The sequence below is a fragment of the Leptospira gomenensis genome (genome assembly GCF_004770155.1).
Classification (GTDB): Bacteria; Spirochaetota; Leptospiria; order Leptospirales; family Leptospiraceae; genus Leptospira; species Leptospira gomenensis.
Window position 1 is genome coordinate 1 of the sequence record NZ_RQFA01000015.1, and the last position, 16,585, is coordinate 16,585.

Here is a 16,585-nt window from a genome sequence, read left to right on the forward strand (position 1 = left end):
GAGATTTTATCATCACATTCGGAGAATAATATTACATGTTCTTTTTTGATTCCGAGAAGAATTTATGGGAAACTAAATAACTTAGAGAAGAGAAAGATCGGTAAAAATTTGAATATTCTATTAATGAAATATGAAACTAGAATATTGAAGAGTAAACGGTTTCATAATAAAACCGCTACCTCGCTGTATCAGAAGAAAGGAAGCGACCTTCTGAAACTTAATGTTCGTATTCCCACCATTTACTGGGAACAGCTTACGGCTTTTGCAAGGTCTCATGGCGTTTCTAACTGCTATTTGTATCAGATTTTGCTCATATGGGAGTATTTTCAGAATTCTGAGCAGGGTAAAAAAAGTTTTTTTTATAAAAAAAATCCGAAACAAAGAATAGCTTTGTTTTGGCTACTTGACGTTAATTCTTCATTTTCTTGGAGAACGATTCTCAAAATTTCCTCTAATACATTGGGTGACTCCGGATATTCGTAGATAAGATATGAGATTTTAAAAGAATAAATTCTAAATGCACTTCTTAAAACTCATTTTCGATGTGACTTATGACGAAGTTTAAACGGCTTGTCATTTATTCCTTCGGAGCTGAATGGAATTTCATCCGAGGTTTTTTTATTTGATAAGGAGTTCCTACAATTTTTGATTATATAAAAAATGTTTCTTTAATTGTGGGATGATTTTGAATTTTTTTAAGTGCTTTCTGAATACAAGCCTTTCCAGTCTCCGTGTGGTTCCATACATTCAGTCCGGAAGGATGAGGCAACGGGATCCAATCCACAGATACGCCATGGAGTTCCCGCGAAAAAATCCCACCTACAACGTCCTCCAATTTATACTTTACGTTATCAATCAATTGATCAATGGCCAACTTCCCAATCGGAATAATTAGTTTCGGTTTGTGGAAACGAACCTCAAATTCTAAAAATTCCGAACAATTCTGAACTTCTTCCGGAGATGGTTTTCTATCTCCGCTTTTTGCCTTTCCAGGAAAACAACGACAAACTGCCGACATATTAACCTTTGAACGGAAAGTTTCTTCTTCTATACCAATTCTTTTAAACCAACCGAAAAGAGTTTTCCCTGCGGTATACGCAAATGGTTTGCCGAATCGCTCTTCGTGAATTCCCGGCGCTTGCCCGATACTTATAATTTTGGCGGAAGGAATACATCCATGAACGGGATTACCTTGCATTTTAGGACACTTACGACAACTTATTAAACGATTCAGATGATTAAAATATTCGGATTTTCTGTTTTTCATTCTTTGGGGAATCTAATGGGCGATGATACTTGCAGCATCTTCTAACGTTGCCGTGACCCGGATTAGACTTTTTAATTTCGTGAGTTCAAGAATTTTGTTCACTTGCGAAGAAGGGGAAAACATTGCGATTCCACCCTTGCCGTTCTTTACTAATTTGGCGTGCGTGCTCATGAAAACAGCCAAGCCGGAAGAATCGATATAGCGAATATTCTCCATATTTACGAAAACATAAATGAAACCTTTGTCTATTAGCTCGAAAATTTTTTCCTTCAAAGCATGAGCTGAATAAAGATTTATTTCTCCGCTGATTCTCAATGCAACCCCCTCTTTCGGGAAATTTGCGGGAACTCCATCCTTCTGTAAAACAACCTGTAGCTCATTGATGGAGAAATCAACTTCCTCTCCGTCGAGATTCAAAGAATCGCCTGTTCCCATCAAGATTCTCCAATTTAAATTTATAAATTCGGATTCAAAATTCTCCGACGCCGTCGGAAATACGAAACGTGTATAAAATCGGTTCACGGCCGAATTTTTCGAAATAACGGGATTTTATTTTTTCAAATAGTTGATCCTTTCTGCCCCTTTGATCGAGAACCAAGATGCAACCGCCAAAACCACCGCCTATCATTCTGGCCCCTAAAGCAGCTTCCTTTCTTAATTGTTCGACTATAAAATCCGTCTCTTCGCACGAAACTTCGTAGTCTTTCGAAAGCGAACGATGGCATTCGAAAAGAATTTTACCGACCGATGCGGGATCTCCCCCCCGTAAATATCGTACCGCTTCCTCGGTCCGCATTCGCTCGGTCACCACGTGCCGAGCTCGCTTCGCTTCTACCTCGCTCAGTGCGGGAACTCCCAAATCCCCTAATTCGGCCTGATACAAGGACGAAAGGGAATTCCGAACGTTCCGAATCTTAAAAAACGCCGATTCCACTTCTTTTCTTCTATCGTTGTAAGCGCTGTCTTTCAGAGAATGTTTGACTTTCGAATCGATCAAATAGAACTCGCAATCCGAAAGTTCGATGGGATGATAATGGTATTCCAACGTCTCGGTATTCAAAGAAATGCAATGACCTACCTTTCCGGTGGCGATCGCGAATTGATCCATGATTCCGCATTGAACTCCGACAAAATGATTTTCCGCGCGTTGTCCCAAAAGCGCGATGTCTTCCCGTTTCAAATTCCAGCCGTGAATTTCCGAAAGTGCAAAGGCCATTCCCACTTCGAACGCGGCCGAAGAGGATAAACCGGCCCCTTGCGGAATATTCCCCCAAATCACAGCGTCGAAAAAATCGACCGAATAACCGAGCTTTTTGAATTCCTCGATGACCCCGAAAGCGTAATTCACCCAAGGAAATTCGTTCGAATAAGCGGCCGATTCGGATTCCACGAGTTCGTTCGATTCCATAGAAAAAATTCGAAAACGGCGTACGGAATTTTTTCGGATTGCGATCTTTATGGAAACATCTATCGCGGCGGGAAGAACAATTCCTCCGGCGTAGTCAACGTGTTCCCCGATGATGTTGATTCTTCCCGGAGCCGAAAAAAATCGAATCTTCTCTTCTTGTTTCGAATCGGCGAAAACCGTTTCGAACTTTTTAGATAAGGTCTGTTTATCCATTCTGAAGTTTCTTAAAACCCGGGAAACATTGGTATGGACTCCGCTTCTCGTCAATCCTTCTACGTTTCCGTTTTCCCGGAACTTTTGGATTTTTCTTGCCCCTCGCTTTCATTATTCTAAACTGTTCCAGCGTTCGATTTTCGGGAGAATTGGGAACGCCCTTCGATTTCGATATCCGGTTTCTTCGAAAAAGGAATCGATTCGGAGAATTCGGTCTTGAAAAAGAAACCGAAAAGAAACGAAAAAAAAGGATTTTCGTAACCTTATGATCCGATTGGAAACCAGATTCGCATCTTCTTTCGTTTCGACCCGGGAATTGGAACCGTTTTTGTCCACCGCCGAAACCGCACGACTCACCTTACACTCCGCAGACGGAAAGGGAAACGAGTATCTGGGTTGGCTGAATCTTCCGAAAAAAGAATCGGATTCCGAAATCGAAAGAATCATCCAATCCGCCGAACGATTGCGCGCAGTTTCCGAAACGGTGGTGATCATCGGAATCGGCGGATCGTATCTGGGATCGCGCGCCATCCTGGAAGCTGTCCTTCCGTATTTTAAAAAAAACTCCCGAGGGAATCCGGAGATACTCTTCGCGGGTCATCATCTCGAATCCAGATATTATTTCGAACTCGTCGAATATCTCCAAGATCGGGATTTCTCCATCAACGTGATCTCCAAATCGGGAACGACCACCGAACCCGCGATCGCGTTCCGAATCCTTTGGGATCTACTCGTGAAAAAATACGGAAGCGGAGCCGCGAAGAGGGTCGTAGCGACGACCGACGTTTCCAAAGGCGCTCTCAAGTCTTTTGCGGATGCGGAAGGTTTCGAAACCTTTACGATTCCCGACGATGTAGGAGGTCGATATTCGGTTCTCACACCCGTAGGGTTGTTTCCGTTGGCGGCGGCCGGGCTTCCGATTCGCGACTTTATATTCGGATTTCGGAATATACTTTCGGATTTGCACGAAAACAAGGATCCTTTTTCCAATCCCGCCACCCGATACGCTGCCCTTCGGAATTATTTTTTATCCACCGGTCGGATCGTAGAAATATTAGCGAATTTTAATCCTTCGCTTCATTTCGTATCGGAATGGTGGAAACAACTTTTCGGAGAAAGTGAAGGAAAGGAAAACCGTGGGATTTTTCCGGCGTCGATGGACTTTACGACGGATCTTCATTCTTTAGGGCAATACGTTCAGGAGGGGAAACGGATTCTTTTTGAAACCGTACTGAGTCCTTCCTCCAATCGATCGGATTTGATTTTGAATTCGACCCGGGAGAATTTGGATTCCTTGAATTTTTTGACCGGAAATACGATCGGGCACGTGAACGAACAGGCACGTCTCGGAACCCTTCTTGCGCACGCGGATGGAGGAGTTCCTTGTTTAGAAGTGGTTTTTCCGGACATCACACTTTCCTCTTTGGGGGCCTTATTCTACTTTTTCGAATACGCCTGCGCGATTTCCGGATATTGTCTCGGCGTCAATCCGTTCGATCAACCGGGTGTGGAAGCATATAAGAAGAATATGTTTTCCCTTTTGGACAAACCGGGTTTTGAAAAAGAAGGCGCCGCGCTTCGAAAACGTATTTTAGGAAACTGAAAGAGTTACGTCGTTTAATCCGATGGATGTAATTCATTCCTCGAAATGGAAACAGTTTTTCGATCTTTATCATGAAATTTCTTTTCTTGCTTGACACTTTTAAAATTAGGAACTGTATGAGGACATGCAGAGGAGAAGAAACAAAACGGGGATTTGTTTTGCGGCAAGTTTACTCGCCTTCTTGTTTCTTTCTATTTCCTTAACTTCTGCCAGCAATCTTCCTGGGAAGTTGCCCACCCAAAAACAAACAATAGTAGGTATTGAATCCGAATATAAAGAGCCGGTGCAATCGGAGGAAGAATCTGAATTCCTCCTGAGTATCCACTCTTATACCCATAAAAACATTTTATTCGTTTTCAAAGGCAAAATCACTTCCCTCCAGGATAGGTTCCAATTCCACTTCTGTAACTTCCAAACGATAGGTCTTTTAAACTTACCCCCTCCCGCGATCGCGTAACTAGTTTTCGAATTCTAGTTTTACCGTCACGGGGGAAATATGCCTTACAATCGAAGAAACGAGGTTCTTCCTACGAAGAATCCGAGCTCTTTCCTTGAGTTCTTAAAACGCGGGTCGATTCTTTTCGAAAATCGAATCTCCGTTTTTCGGACGCGTCTTTTCCCGTTCTCCGTCTTTATTACTGTTTGCAACTTACGGATCTCCAAATTGTGCCAATCCCGGTTTTGGGAAATTACTCGTTCTCAGGATCGGGATTGGCATTCTTTTTTCGATAAATTCGTTTCCACAATCGGAGAAACTGCGGCAACAAGCTGATTCATTCTAATCCCACGAAACGACCGCGTGTGCGTCGTGTTTCGAGTTGTGAGGTACGGGAGTTCCCGCAAATCTCCCGCGGACCGGGCCCTCTTTTTCGAGATTCCGTCTAAAAATGGTTTTATTTACTCCGGAATTGGGATACGTTTGCCGGGGATTTTTCCTCTAAGCAAAAATGGATCAGGAATTCAAAAGATGGACCCGTCTACTTCGGGCGATCGAGGCGGGAACGCGGATCGAGTTGGGGGGATATATTCTCAACGATTCGTTCCGGAATAATCTCGAAAAGTATCTTAAACTCTGTCTGGAAACCTACAACAAACTCGATTTGACCCCGGTCGTTTACTCGGTGGTTCAGGAGATGCTCCTTCGCGCCGCGACTTCCAATCTCCGGGAAATGTTCTTTTTCCGAAAAGGCGTAAACGGTACTAACAAGGAGGTCTTCGACGAAAACGAGGAAGAGTTTAGAATTTTCTTAAATACCCTCGATACAAAGGACGCAAGAATCTCGTTAAAAGAGAAAGGTCTTTTTCTTAAGGTCATCATTCGCCATAACGATACCGGGTTGGCGGTTGAAGTATTACATAATTCTAAATTGATTCCGTTTTTGGAGGAACGTCTGCGGAAATACCTCGCCGCCGCGATGGAATTCAAAAATCTCATGGAATACTACGAAGTTTATCCCGAAGACAACGAGGGTAGGGATATCGGACTTGCTCTTTCTATTCTGATGTTGCGGGAGACGGGATTAAAACCGGAACTTCTTCGGATCGGATCCGGAGAAGAGGTTCATATTTCGCGGTTGGAAGTCCCTTTCGGGGAGGAATATAGAAGTATTCGCAGAAAAATATTAAACGACGAAGAGATTTTTCCGTTTCCCAAGGATCATACCGAGGAAATCGAATTACCTTGGAAGACGAGCCGTTGCAGCTATTGCGGGAGAGTCGTGGACGACAGGATATTTTTTCCGGAAGTTCCGAAGGACATTCCGGTGAAGGTTATGCCGGAGCCGACAAGATCGGGCCACGGTATCTGCGCTTGGTGTCTTTCTTCTTATCTTTGAAATTTTCGGGATAATCCGCAAAGATCCAGGAACTCTCCCCAGCGCCCTCCCAGTTTCGAGGAAAAATTCTCATTCTTTAGAGAAACGTAATATTCTTTCTCTCCGAGGTCGATCGCCTCGCCGGAAAAACGAATGCCGGCCAACCTGTTCTTTTCCGAAAGAAGCCTGAACGTCAGTGAAAGATCCGCGAAGGATTCCGGTTCGATCGCTTCCAAAACCGAGCTGTCCAAAGTCCCGATTCCCATATAAAAAAAATTTCCAGTTCCGAAACGGATCCGATCACCTTGCAAGTCCAAGCCCGTATAACCCGCGTTTTGCGGTCGAGGAAGAAGATACAACAAACAATCCGCCGAAACGGTTTGCGGAGTTTCGACGATTTTGAAACCTTCTTCGGGGAAGTATAAAAAGTCAGGGTTGACGAGGGAAATCGTTTCTCCCATCCAGCCTGCGCGTTCCAGACCGGTGCGAATTCCTCCTGCGGTGCCAAGAATTTCCTTTTTTTCCTCAGAAAAATAAAGAGGGAATGGTTTAAAATTCCGTAGTTCCTCCCGTATTTTGTCTCCGTAAAAATGAAGATTGACCACCGCGGCTTCCGCATTCTGCGTCCAGGCTTGGAAAAGCGCGTAGTAAATCAAAGGGATTCCGTTTACTGGCAAAAGGGGTTTGGGAAGATCCCGCGTAAGTTCCTTCATCCTGGTTCCGAATCCGGCTGCGGGTATAAAAAATTTCAAATCGATCCGAATCCTTTATAAGAGTTTTCTAAAATTCGAATTCGATGTCAGCTCTTCTTTGAGGAGATGAAAGAATACGAATAGTTGATCCGGAAAAAGACCGGCCTGCACGATTTCGATCAGATTGTCCAAACCGTTCAATACACTTTGCGCGTATTTGTCCATTTTCTTTTCGGAAACAAGATAAAAATAAGATCCCAGCGCCTTGTAGGATCGTTGAAGGCATTGTAGATAATAACATTCCTTCGCTTTGGGAAAAGTATGACCGCTAGACTTTATAAAAAGCTGATATAGTCCTTGTCTCATCGCGAACGGAATCGGTCTGTAGGCGTCGTATAAAATGCTAGCAAGATCGTAAAAAGGAGTTCCCATTCTGGCGTCCTGAAAATCGATCATACAAATTCTCCCGTCCGAATCTATGAGCAGATTTCTTCCGTGAAAATCCCGGTGGCAGAACGTCTTGAGCGGATATTCCGCGAGAAAGGAGGAACATTCTTCTATGAAAATTTTCACTTCGCTTCTGAGTTGGGTTTTTAGTCCGAACTGTCTTTGGAACTTTAGAAAATTGGAATACGTAAACTCGCTTTCGAAATGGAATTTTTCCGCGTCGAATTCCCTGGAGCTCACCGGAGGCACCGGATTCGTTTTCTGAAGGTCTACGAGAATTTCGATCGCTTTGACGAGCCATTCCCTGTATTCCACGTCGTCCGCAACGGAAGTAAGATCACGCGTTCCTCCGTCGCTTAACAAAATCAGGAAGTGGATCATATCCTTTTTAATCACTTCGGGGACGTTGAAGCGGTTGTGGTTCAAAAATTCGGCGACGTCCACGAAATCGTGTTGGAATCGAACGTCTTTACAAAGGATCAGTGTTCGATCCGAATAAACGACACGAAAGTATTTGCGATCCGAGGCTTCCGAAGTTATAGGAGTGATCTTTTCCGGAGAACTGCCCGGTAATTCCAAAAATTTAAGTTCTGCGTCAGAGAGGGAAACGGATACGTTCATCGTTTTTTTATACCTTGTCCGGGAATATCAGTCGGAATTCGGTTCCTGAGTCGGGTTCGGATTCGATCTCGATGCGGATTCCGTATTGGTCCGCGATCTCCTTCGCTACGAACATTCCCAAACCGGTTCCTTTTCCGATTCCTTTGGTGGTGAAATACGGCTGATAGATTTTTTGAATCACTTCCTCGTTCATACCTATTCCGTCGTCCAAGATGGAAACGACCGGATGATGGTTGCGGATTTGAACCGAGATCGTGATGTTCCCCCGATTGCCGGTTGCGTCCGCTGAGTTGAGCATTATATTGGAAAGAAGGAGCGAAAGTTGATCCTGATCCGATTCTATCATCACTGGTAAAGGGTCCGGTTTGAAATGAATCCGACAATCCTTCAGCCTCGAGGTTTTTTGAAAAACGTCGATTACTACTTCAACGGATTCGTTGAGGTCGATGCGCTCGGAGGATTTTTTCGGACCTTCCCCCGGTTTGCCGAGTTGAAGGAGGTTGTTCGTAAGAGTCTTTAACTTGATCAATTGTCCCCAGGTGATCTGGATCGCTTTTTGACGGATCTGATCGTCGGAATCGGGCAGTTTGGCGATTTCGATATGTCCTTGGATGGCGGTCAAAGAATTGTTTATCTCGTGTCCGATACTAGAAGCCAACGTAGATAGAAAAGCTCTTCGTTCCGCATCGATCAACTTTTCCGAAATGAGAATTTTATTCGTGATGTCCCTTGCGATTCCCGTGTAATACGTCTTTCCTTCGATATCGTAATAACATCCGGAGATGTCGTACGTCCGAACTTCCCCGTTTTTGTTTTTCAAATCGGCGTGGTTGATTCTCGCGATCTGACGTTTGCTCTTACGTTTTAAAAGCTGTTCTACCTTTTCCATATAAAGGTCTTCTTTTCCGGGAGGGGAGAGGATGTTGAAATGTTTTCCTATGATCTCCTCCTCCGTATAACCGAACGCATCGAGGGCGGATTGGTTGAGGCCGGAAAAATTCAGATTCTCGTCGAAAGTGATCACGCAGTCGCTCGTTGCATTTAGAATATTATAATTTTGTAAATAAAGATCCCGCGCTCTCTGCGCCAGTTTGGTGTTTTCGTTTTCGGATTGGATCAGGGTTTCCGCGTGTCTGTCCCGCGCGTATTTTTCGTTTTTGGCTTTTTCGAGAACTTCTATGATGTTCGTCCTGCGGATCGGTTTCGAGATGTAGTCGAAGGCTCGGTTTCGGACGGCTTCTTCGGCGGTGGTAAGATCCGGGTTGCCGGTCATCAAGATGACGGGAATATTCTCGTCGATCTTGCGGATTTCTTTGGCGATTTCCAATCCGTTTTTTCCGTTCATGACGATGTCGGAAATGACCACGTCGATCCTGTACGAACGAACGATTTCGATCGCGGAATCGTAATCCTTCGCCAAAAACACTCGATATCCTTCCCGGGAGATGACCCTCTCCAGGACGGTTCGAATTTCCGATTCGTCGTCGATTACGAGCACCGTTGTAGACTTCGATTCCATAGGACTATTCCTCGGAGAAAACCCTAATTTACCAAAAAAACGGACCTATACGGGAAGGCGAATCAAAACCTTGGTTCCGTTTCCGGGCGAGGATTCCAAGGAGATCGTACCGTTGTGTTCGGAGATGATTCTCTGCGAAATTGCAAGACCCAAACCGGTTCCTTGTTTTCCTCTTCTTGTCGTGAACAGAGGAAGAAACGCCTTATCCAAAACGTCCTTGTTCATTCCCGGACCGTTATCCGAAACAATAAACAAAATCGAATCACGATTCAGATGATCCTCTTTACGCGCGGTGATCGTGATCTTGGGCGAAAGGGGTTTGGTTTCCATTTCCGAAATCGCGTTGATCGCGTTGACGAGACAGTTGATCAGCACCTGTTCGATTTCCTGCCAAGCCACCCTTATTTTCGGAAGATCGGGACTTGCGATTCGTTTTAATTCGATTCCGTTTTTTTTGCACGAGACTTCGATCAATTCGCAGGCGCGAAGAAGAATGTAATACGGAGAAACGGATTCCTTTTCCCTTGCGACGGTCCTTCCCAAGTCGAGCAACGATTTGATCAGATCCCTGATTCGAACGCTCGCGGCTTCGATCCTTTTGTAGATTTTCAAACGTTCTACCGGATCGTTTTCCTCGGCTTCGATGAGATCCTCGAGATACAAAAGGCTTGCCTGTAAAGGGTTGTTCACTTCGTGAGCGATTCCAGCGGCCAGTTCTCCTATCGATGCGAACCGCGCCGTTTCGTAAAGTTGTTTGTCGAGAAGTTTGGTCTGAGTCACGTCGGAGAAGATGAGCATCACCGCTTCTCCTTCCTCCCTGTATTTTTTAAGCGGAAGGATTTTTATGGAGAAAAAATTCTCTTCTCCTTTTACGATTTCAATGGGAAGATCTAGAAAAACCGCACGCGAGGAGGAGAGGCAATTTTCGATTCCCTTTCGTAATTCACGAGCAACTTCGTTTTCGAAAAGGGAGAAAAAATCTTCGCCCGGAGTCACATTCAATATTTGGAATAAAAGAAACTTTAGGATCGGCGCGACTTCGAGGACTTTCCCTTCGGGCGTGAGAATTACGATTCCGTTGTTCATCGCGGAAAAAAGGTTTCTCAATTTGATTTCGGAGGAACGGATCAATTCCTCGTTCTTTTTCTGTTCCGTGATATCGAGTAAAAGGAGGATCGTTCCGATTGAATTTCCGTATTCGTCCCTGATTCTTGAGGAAGCTAAAAGCATAGGCGCTTCCACGTCCGGAAATATTTTCAACTTGATTTCGGTTCGGAATTCCTCCCTCGACAAACGTCTTACGACGTCCGGGGGAAGGTTTAGGAATTCAGAAATGGGCATGTCTATGAAATCTTCTTTATAAACTCCTAATATTCTCTCGAGACTTCGGTTGCCGTACGTGATATAACCTTCGTCATCCGTGGATATCAGAGGAACTTCTATGGAATTGAGAAGCGCTCCCTGGAACTGCAACTTCTTGGAGTTTTCGATTCTTGTACGTTCGGTTTTCGCGTTTTGAAGGGAATTCTGGACGTCGGCGATGATCTCTTCGTAGAGGAAATTTTCGCCCGAATCGAACGCCATATCCTCGAGGGAAAGGATTTCGATTCCTCCAAGAAGGCGATCCTTTTCCCGGATTCCGATTGCGAGACTTCTTCTGAACTTGTGTTCGCGGAAGAGCGATTCCCATTCCGGATATCCCCCGTTTCCGAATTCGTGGATGACGAAGTTCTCCTTAGTATCGATGAGATTTCTCATCGGAAAAGGAACGTTAGACGAAATAAAGGAATGGATCCTTTGTCTTAACTCGGGCTGGAGGTCCTTTTGCCCGATCACGTTCAGTGTTCCGTCCTTAAAGTAGAATCCCCATACGAGAAAATAGTGCGGGTTTTCCCTAAGCGTGTCGCATAACTTCTGAAAGACGGAACTTTCCGAAGTTAAATAACGCAGATTCTGTCTGAGTAAACGCAGAGTTCTTAAGATACTTTGCATGTAGTAGAGTCTGAGTTCGGTCTGTTGGATTTCGGAGCGGTCCGTGAAATAAAAAAGAAGTACGTCCTTACCCGCGAAGTTGGACGCGTTTACCGTGAAGTTTACGAGTTTGTTCTCGCCGTTTTTATGTTTGAGTTGCCAGTAAACCTTGAGAGGTTCGTTGCGTTTTACGGTAAGCGTTTCGCGAGGTCGGCTCGGGCTCGGAAGCACGAAATCGAGCGGTTTGCCGATCAGTTCTTCGGCGGAGTAACCGAGAAGCAATTCTAGAGATGGATTTGTGTAGAGGATCGTTTCGGATTCCGTGTCTAACGCCAATATTCCTTCCCTTACCGGATAAAAAAAGGAATGCAGCGCGGAAAGCAAGGGGTCGGGCATGAAAATTCCGAAGGGTTTACTTTGAAAACGAGTCCGATTTCGCGGGACTTCCGGTTCGTATTGAATACCGTGATCCGATTCTTTGCAAGAACTAAATCCCTAACTTGGATACGTAAGTATTTACAGAGAAGGGTTCGCGGTAATTTATGTTCCAAGACAAACAAGAGATCCGAATATGAAAACCTTATACTCCTGGTTCCTGGCCTATTACAATCGGAAGAAGAATCGATATATGAAAGAAGTCCTGGGGTTTCGGGACTTGTACGTCGAGACCGGCGGTAATTCGGTTTATTTTCTGGAGAAAAATTCCGAGAAAAACAAAACGATATTGTTGATCCACGGTTTGTTGGATTCCGCCGCCGGATTGAGGAGACTTGCGCCTAAACTACGTCGGGATCACCGAATTTTGATTCCGGATATTCCAGGTTTCGGAAAGAGCAAACTCCCCGATCTGAAATATCTCTACCAAGTGGACGTCTTCGCAGATCTGATCTATGAGGCGATCCGAAGATTGGATCTTCGTAGTTTGACGTTAGGCGGTCATTCGATGGGAGCCTTGATCGCCATGCATATCGTTTTACGCGATCGTGAAAGAAGGATAACGAAATTGATTCTGCTCTCTCCGGGAGGAATTCCTCATCCGAAACGCGACGAGATGAAGGAACTTTTATTTCCGAAAACGGAAGAGGAACTTTTGAAATTGATCGAAGCCTTGTATTACGAAACTCCCGAACTTCCCGGAGCGTTTACGAGGAAGGTTTTGATTTCTTCCTGGAACGAACTTCCGTATAAATATCTTACGTTGAACACTTTGGATAGGGAGGAGGAGATTTTCTTGGGAAAAAAATTAGGGGAAATTAAACTTCCGTCTCTGATCGTTTCCGGGAAAGAGGATCCGATTACGGATCCCTCGATGATCAAAAAACTGCATTCGTATCTAAAAAAAAGTAGTCTGGTCTTTATTCCTGGAGCAAAACACGCGATTCATATGGAAAAATCGGACGAGGTTTCGTTCGAAATCAATCGGTTTTTGGATTGAGGAAGGTCTTGTTGTTGCGGTTGTTTTTTATTATTTTTGAAAACTGAATGTGAAAGATTTTTCGATTGTTCGATGCGCGGAATCGTGTTCCGATTCCGCACTTTAGCGGACCCGAGTCCTCTCTAAATTCCCCCCAGAATTTCCTTAACCGCTCGGATTACGTCTTGAACGTCTTCGTCCTTCATTCCGGGGAAAAGAGGAATGGAAAGCGATCTCGCGTACATAGCGTTCGCGTTCGGGAAATGTTCCTTTTTAAAACCGTAGCGGGAGGCGTAGAACGGATGTTCGTAGAGCGGGATGAAATGGAGGCTGGAACCTATATTACGTTTTTTTAATTCTGCAGCGAAGATGTCCCGATCCATTTTGGAGGAGGCGCGATCCACTTCCACGCGGAATAGGTGCCAGGAATGTTCTCCGTCGGGAGAGGGAAGAGGGAGGTGTAAAAAGGGAAGATCCGAAAATTCCTTTCTGTATGATTCCGCGATGTCGATTCTCCTTTTCCAGAGATCGTCCGCTTCCGATAGTTGTACGACGCCGAGCGCCGCAGCTACGTCGGTCATATTGTATTTAAAACCTGGGGATACGACTTCGTAATACCAACCCGGACGATCGTACGTTTCCCGGTTGATCCCGTGTAGGCGCATGAGTTTGATTCTATCGGCGAAATGAGCGTGGTTCGTCGTGACCATTCCTCCTTCACCCGTAGTGATTCCTTTAGTAGCATAAAAACTGAATACCGTAAAATCCCCGAATGTTCCGATCTTTCTTCCTTTATGAACGGCGGGAAACGCGTGGGCCGCGTCTTCTATTACATAAAGATGATATTCTTTCGCGATTTCCAGAATACCTTTCATATCGCAGATAACACCTGCTAGATGGACAGGGAGGATTGCGCGAACGGTTTTGCCGGTTTTTTTATGAAGAAGGGAGCCGTTACGATAGATACATTCTCGTTCGATCGTGGTCCGAAGTGTTTCGGGGGTCATCAGGTTAAAAAGAGGATCGACATCCGTCAGGATCGGTTCCGCGTCGAAGTAACAGATCACTTCCGCGGTAGCGGTAAACGTTACTGCGGGGCAGATCGCCGCATCTTCTTTGCTCATTCCTATGGCTTCGAGCGCGAGATGAAGTCCTGCCGTTGCCGAGTTGAGCGCGAGGGCGTAGGAGGCACCCGTGTAGCGGGCGAATTCGTCCTCGAATTCCTTTACTTTGGGGCCGGAGGTGATCCATCCCGATCGAAGAACCGTGGAAACTTCTTCGATCGCTTTTTCCGAAATACAAGGAAGCGCAAAGGGGAGAAACGTTTTGCGTGCTGTGATCATATCGGACATAAACCTCCGGTGTTTCTAAGATTCTCGGCAAAAATGCGATTTTCTCGAGAGGGAAATCCGCTGTGAAATGGAAAAATGCGGGAACTACCGCGAATGTTTCGGCCGCATCCTCGTGCGGGAGAATTTTAGAAAGACACTTGTTGTGCGGTAGTTCCCGCACGAGGACCGCGCCACTTCGGGCTCGCTTTCGCTCGGTCGAAAGCGCGACCTCGGGGAAGGAGTCCGTTTCAGGTCGGGGAAATGTGCCGCGCTTTCGGACCAGGCCCTGCGTGTCGCTTGCGGGATCGTTGACGGAAGCGGGGTCCTGGTTTGACGTTGCCCGCTCACAGTGCGGGAACTACCGCATTTTCGGAAGAGGAAGTTCCGAAAGGTCCGCCGGAACCTAATACGTAGGAACTCCCCGTTCGAATCAGAATTGAAATCTTTTGGTAGGAAATATATTTTGCCTTAGTGGCTCTAACTTTTGGGGAGATCTTAGAACGAATTCGGATCATCGACCGCGATGTCACCGAACTAAACCGATTAAAGTCGAGATTGCCGGCCGATCGGCCCTATTCTTCCTCCCTTCAGATTTCTTTCGATAAACAAATCAACGTCCTTCTGAACGAACGAGTCGGGCTGATGGAGCTCGAAGTTCTCGACCCTCCTAGCTGGATTTTAGGAGTTCCTACACCCGGAATTCCGCAAGAAACCCCGGTCCCGATCAAGGGCCTTTTTCCATCGGGTGATCTCTCGAAAGAAAAGCCGGACGATCAGGACGTAATTAATTTTTTGCGGGAACTCCCTAAAACCGAAATTCACCTACATCTGGAAGCCTGCGTAAACAAAGATACCATGAAACAACTCATGGCAAAAAACGGGATCAGCGTTTCGGAAGAAGACTTCGAGGCGAAGTTCAACTTCAAGGATCTCAACGGATTCATCCAGGTTTTCTTTTTCATACAATCACTCGTCAAAGAACCCGCCGACTTTTCCTTTTTCGTAGGAAGTCTTGCGGAATATATGCGGGCCAACAACATCGTCTATTCCGAAGTATTTTTCGCTCCGTCTAAATTCATTCAGAACGGACTCGATTTCGAAGAGATGATCGATTTTCTGGTCGGGCGAATCCGCGAGGAAAAAGAAACGGACGGAATCACCATACGATTGTTAGTCGATGTTTCCAGATCCTTCGGACCGGAGAATGCGATGAACAATCTCAACCGAGTTTTGAAACTAAGACATCCGGAAGTTATAGGAATCGGTCTCGGCGGCGCGGAATTGATGGGCCCGGCGAGGGATTATCAATCGGTATTTCAAAAGGCAAGGGAAGCGGGATTGAGAGTCGTAGCTCACTCCGGGGAAGACGACGGACCTTGGGCTATTTGGGAAGCCGTTGAATTGTTGAAGGCGGAGAGGATCGGACACGGCACTTCTGCCATTCAGGATCCTGAGTTGGTCAAGTATCTCCGAGAAAACCACATTCCAATAGAGATCTGTGTGACGTCTAACGTGTTCACCGGAAAATACGTGCGTAAGGAACAGAACCACCCTGTTCGGTACTACTACGATCAAGGACTTCCATTGAGTATAAACACGGATGATCCAGAGATATTCAACGTAAATCTTACCTATGAGTATTTTAAACTTTGGAGATTTTTGGACTTCTCTCTCGACGAAATAATCGATCTGATACGACAAGGAGTTTTCGCGTCCTTTCATCCGAATAAGGAATCTCTTTGGGCTGAAATGGAAAAAAAGATCAATCAGGTCAAATCAAGATACGGTTTACGTACGAAAGCGCTCGCTTCCGATTAAATTTCGCTTTGCGAAAACTTTTCTTTGGCGTTTAATAAACGTAATGCAACCGCGGATCAATCTAATCACACTCGGCGTAAAAAATTTTCAGGAATCGCTTCGTTTTTATCGTGACGGACTCGGCTTCCCTAAAATGGATTTCGAAGGAGGGGAGATCGCCTTCTTTATGTTAAACGGAACCTGGATAGCCATTTATCCGAAAGAGGAATTGGCAGCGGATATCGGAGTCTCCGCGGAAGGCGGCGGATTTCCCGGAATCACGTTGGCTTACAACGGACTTTCGAAAGAGGAAGTGGATCGTGTCTTTCTAAAGGCGGAAACGGCGGGTGCGAAGATAATAAAACGACCGCAGGACGTATTTTGGGGAGGATATTCCGGTTATTTTCAGGATCCGGACGGATATTATTGGGAAGTAGCGTGGAATCCCGGCTTTTATCCGGGACCTAAGGATCCCAGCTAACGGCGAT

At 45.5% G+C, this 16,585-nt stretch carries 15 protein-coding genes; 7 read left to right on the forward strand and 8 right to left on the reverse strand.

All coding sequences use genetic code 11. The annotated features are described in order from the left end of the window. Positions 1 to 483: DUF1564 family protein (locus EHQ17_RS03410; RefSeq protein ID WP_135736135.1), on the forward strand; the 483-nt coding region annotated here is incomplete at its 5' end. A 166-nt stretch (positions 484 to 649) separates the two neighbouring features. Here EHQ17_RS03410 and EHQ17_RS03415 read toward each other — a convergent pair. Genes EHQ17_RS03415 through galK form a run of 3 tightly spaced genes read right to left on the reverse strand, consistent with a single transcriptional unit; the run spans position 650 to position 2,888 of the window. After that, positions 650 to 1,267: a uracil-DNA glycosylase family protein gene (locus tag EHQ17_RS03415; RefSeq protein WP_135594692.1), complete on the reverse strand. Its 618-nt coding sequence runs from the start codon at positions 1,265 to 1,267 to the stop codon at positions 650 to 652. Positions 1,268 to 1,279: 12 nt separating this feature from the next. Further along, entirely contained in the window at positions 1,280 to 1,702 is a 423-nt protein-coding gene (locus EHQ17_RS03420) for an STAS domain-containing protein (RefSeq protein WP_135594694.1), read from the reverse strand. Between the two features lie 34 nt (positions 1,703 to 1,736). Beyond that, complete coding sequence (gene galK / locus EHQ17_RS03425; protein WP_135594696.1) at positions 1,737 to 2,888, reverse strand: galactokinase; 1,152 nt, start codon at positions 2,886 to 2,888, stop codon at positions 1,737 to 1,739. 265 nt (positions 2,889 to 3,153) lie between these two features. Between galK and EHQ17_RS03430 the strand changes: the two genes are divergently transcribed. From EHQ17_RS03430 to EHQ17_RS03440, 3 genes are all read left to right on the forward strand, one after another. Next, a complete protein-coding gene (locus tag EHQ17_RS03430; RefSeq protein WP_135594698.1) occupies positions 3,154 to 4,491 on the forward strand; it encodes a glucose-6-phosphate isomerase in 1,338 nt (445 codons plus the stop codon). A gap of 124 nt (positions 4,492 to 4,615) precedes the next feature. Then, a complete protein-coding gene (locus tag EHQ17_RS03435) occupies positions 4,616 to 4,948 on the forward strand; it encodes a hypothetical protein (protein ID WP_135594700.1) in 333 nt (110 codons plus the stop codon). Between the two features lie 490 nt (positions 4,949 to 5,438). Next, a complete protein-coding gene (locus EHQ17_RS03440; protein WP_135594702.1) occupies positions 5,439 to 6,326 on the forward strand; it encodes a hypothetical protein in 888 nt (295 codons plus the stop codon). Here EHQ17_RS03440 and EHQ17_RS03445 read toward each other — a convergent pair. The 4 genes from EHQ17_RS03445 to EHQ17_RS03460 are packed head-to-tail and all read right to left on the reverse strand — an operon-like array spanning position 6,317 to position 11,951. Beyond that, positions 6,317 to 7,057: a sugar phosphate nucleotidyltransferase gene (locus EHQ17_RS03445; RefSeq protein WP_135594705.1), complete on the reverse strand. Its 741-nt coding sequence runs from the start codon at positions 7,055 to 7,057 to the stop codon at positions 6,317 to 6,319. The genes EHQ17_RS03440 and EHQ17_RS03445 overlap by 10 nt on opposite strands. A gap of 15 nt (positions 7,058 to 7,072) precedes the next feature. Beyond that, on the reverse strand, positions 7,073 to 8,065 hold the full coding sequence (locus EHQ17_RS03450) for an aminoglycoside phosphotransferase family protein (protein ID WP_135594707.1): 993 nt from the start codon (positions 8,063 to 8,065) through the stop codon (positions 7,073 to 7,075). Between the two features lie 7 nt (positions 8,066 to 8,072). Then, positions 8,073 to 9,584 (reverse strand): hybrid sensor histidine kinase/response regulator, encoded by a 1,512-nt coding sequence (locus tag EHQ17_RS03455; protein ID WP_135594709.1) that lies wholly within the window; start codon positions 9,582 to 9,584, stop codon positions 8,073 to 8,075. A 45-nt stretch (positions 9,585 to 9,629) separates the two neighbouring features. Beyond that, positions 9,630 to 11,951 (reverse strand): PAS domain S-box protein, encoded by a 2,322-nt coding sequence (locus EHQ17_RS03460; RefSeq protein WP_135594711.1) that lies wholly within the window; start codon positions 11,949 to 11,951, stop codon positions 9,630 to 9,632. A 232-nt stretch (positions 11,952 to 12,183) separates the two neighbouring features. On the opposite strand from EHQ17_RS03460, the gene EHQ17_RS03465 reads away from it, so the two are divergent. Further along, a complete protein-coding gene (locus EHQ17_RS03465; RefSeq protein WP_210412912.1) occupies positions 12,184 to 12,990 on the forward strand; it encodes an alpha/beta fold hydrolase in 807 nt (268 codons plus the stop codon). Positions 12,991 to 13,112: 122 nt separating this feature from the next. Here the strand turns inward: EHQ17_RS03465 and EHQ17_RS03470 are convergent, their stop codons facing one another. Beyond that, on the reverse strand, positions 13,113 to 14,321 hold the full coding sequence (locus EHQ17_RS03470; RefSeq protein WP_210412911.1) for a DegT/DnrJ/EryC1/StrS family aminotransferase: 1,209 nt from the start codon (positions 14,319 to 14,321) through the stop codon (positions 13,113 to 13,115). Positions 14,322 to 14,771: 450 nt separating this feature from the next. Between EHQ17_RS03470 and add the strand changes: the two genes are divergently transcribed. Beyond that, on the forward strand, positions 14,772 to 16,118 hold the full coding sequence (gene add / locus EHQ17_RS03475) for an adenosine deaminase (protein WP_135594715.1): 1,347 nt from the start codon (positions 14,772 to 14,774) through the stop codon (positions 16,116 to 16,118). A gap of 43 nt (positions 16,119 to 16,161) precedes the next feature. Further along, positions 16,162 to 16,578 carry a VOC family protein gene (locus tag EHQ17_RS03480; protein WP_135594717.1) on the forward strand — a complete coding sequence of 139 codons (417 nt, stop codon included), beginning with the start codon at positions 16,162 to 16,164 and terminating at the stop codon, positions 16,576 to 16,578. Positions 16,579 to 16,585 lie beyond the last annotated feature (7 nt).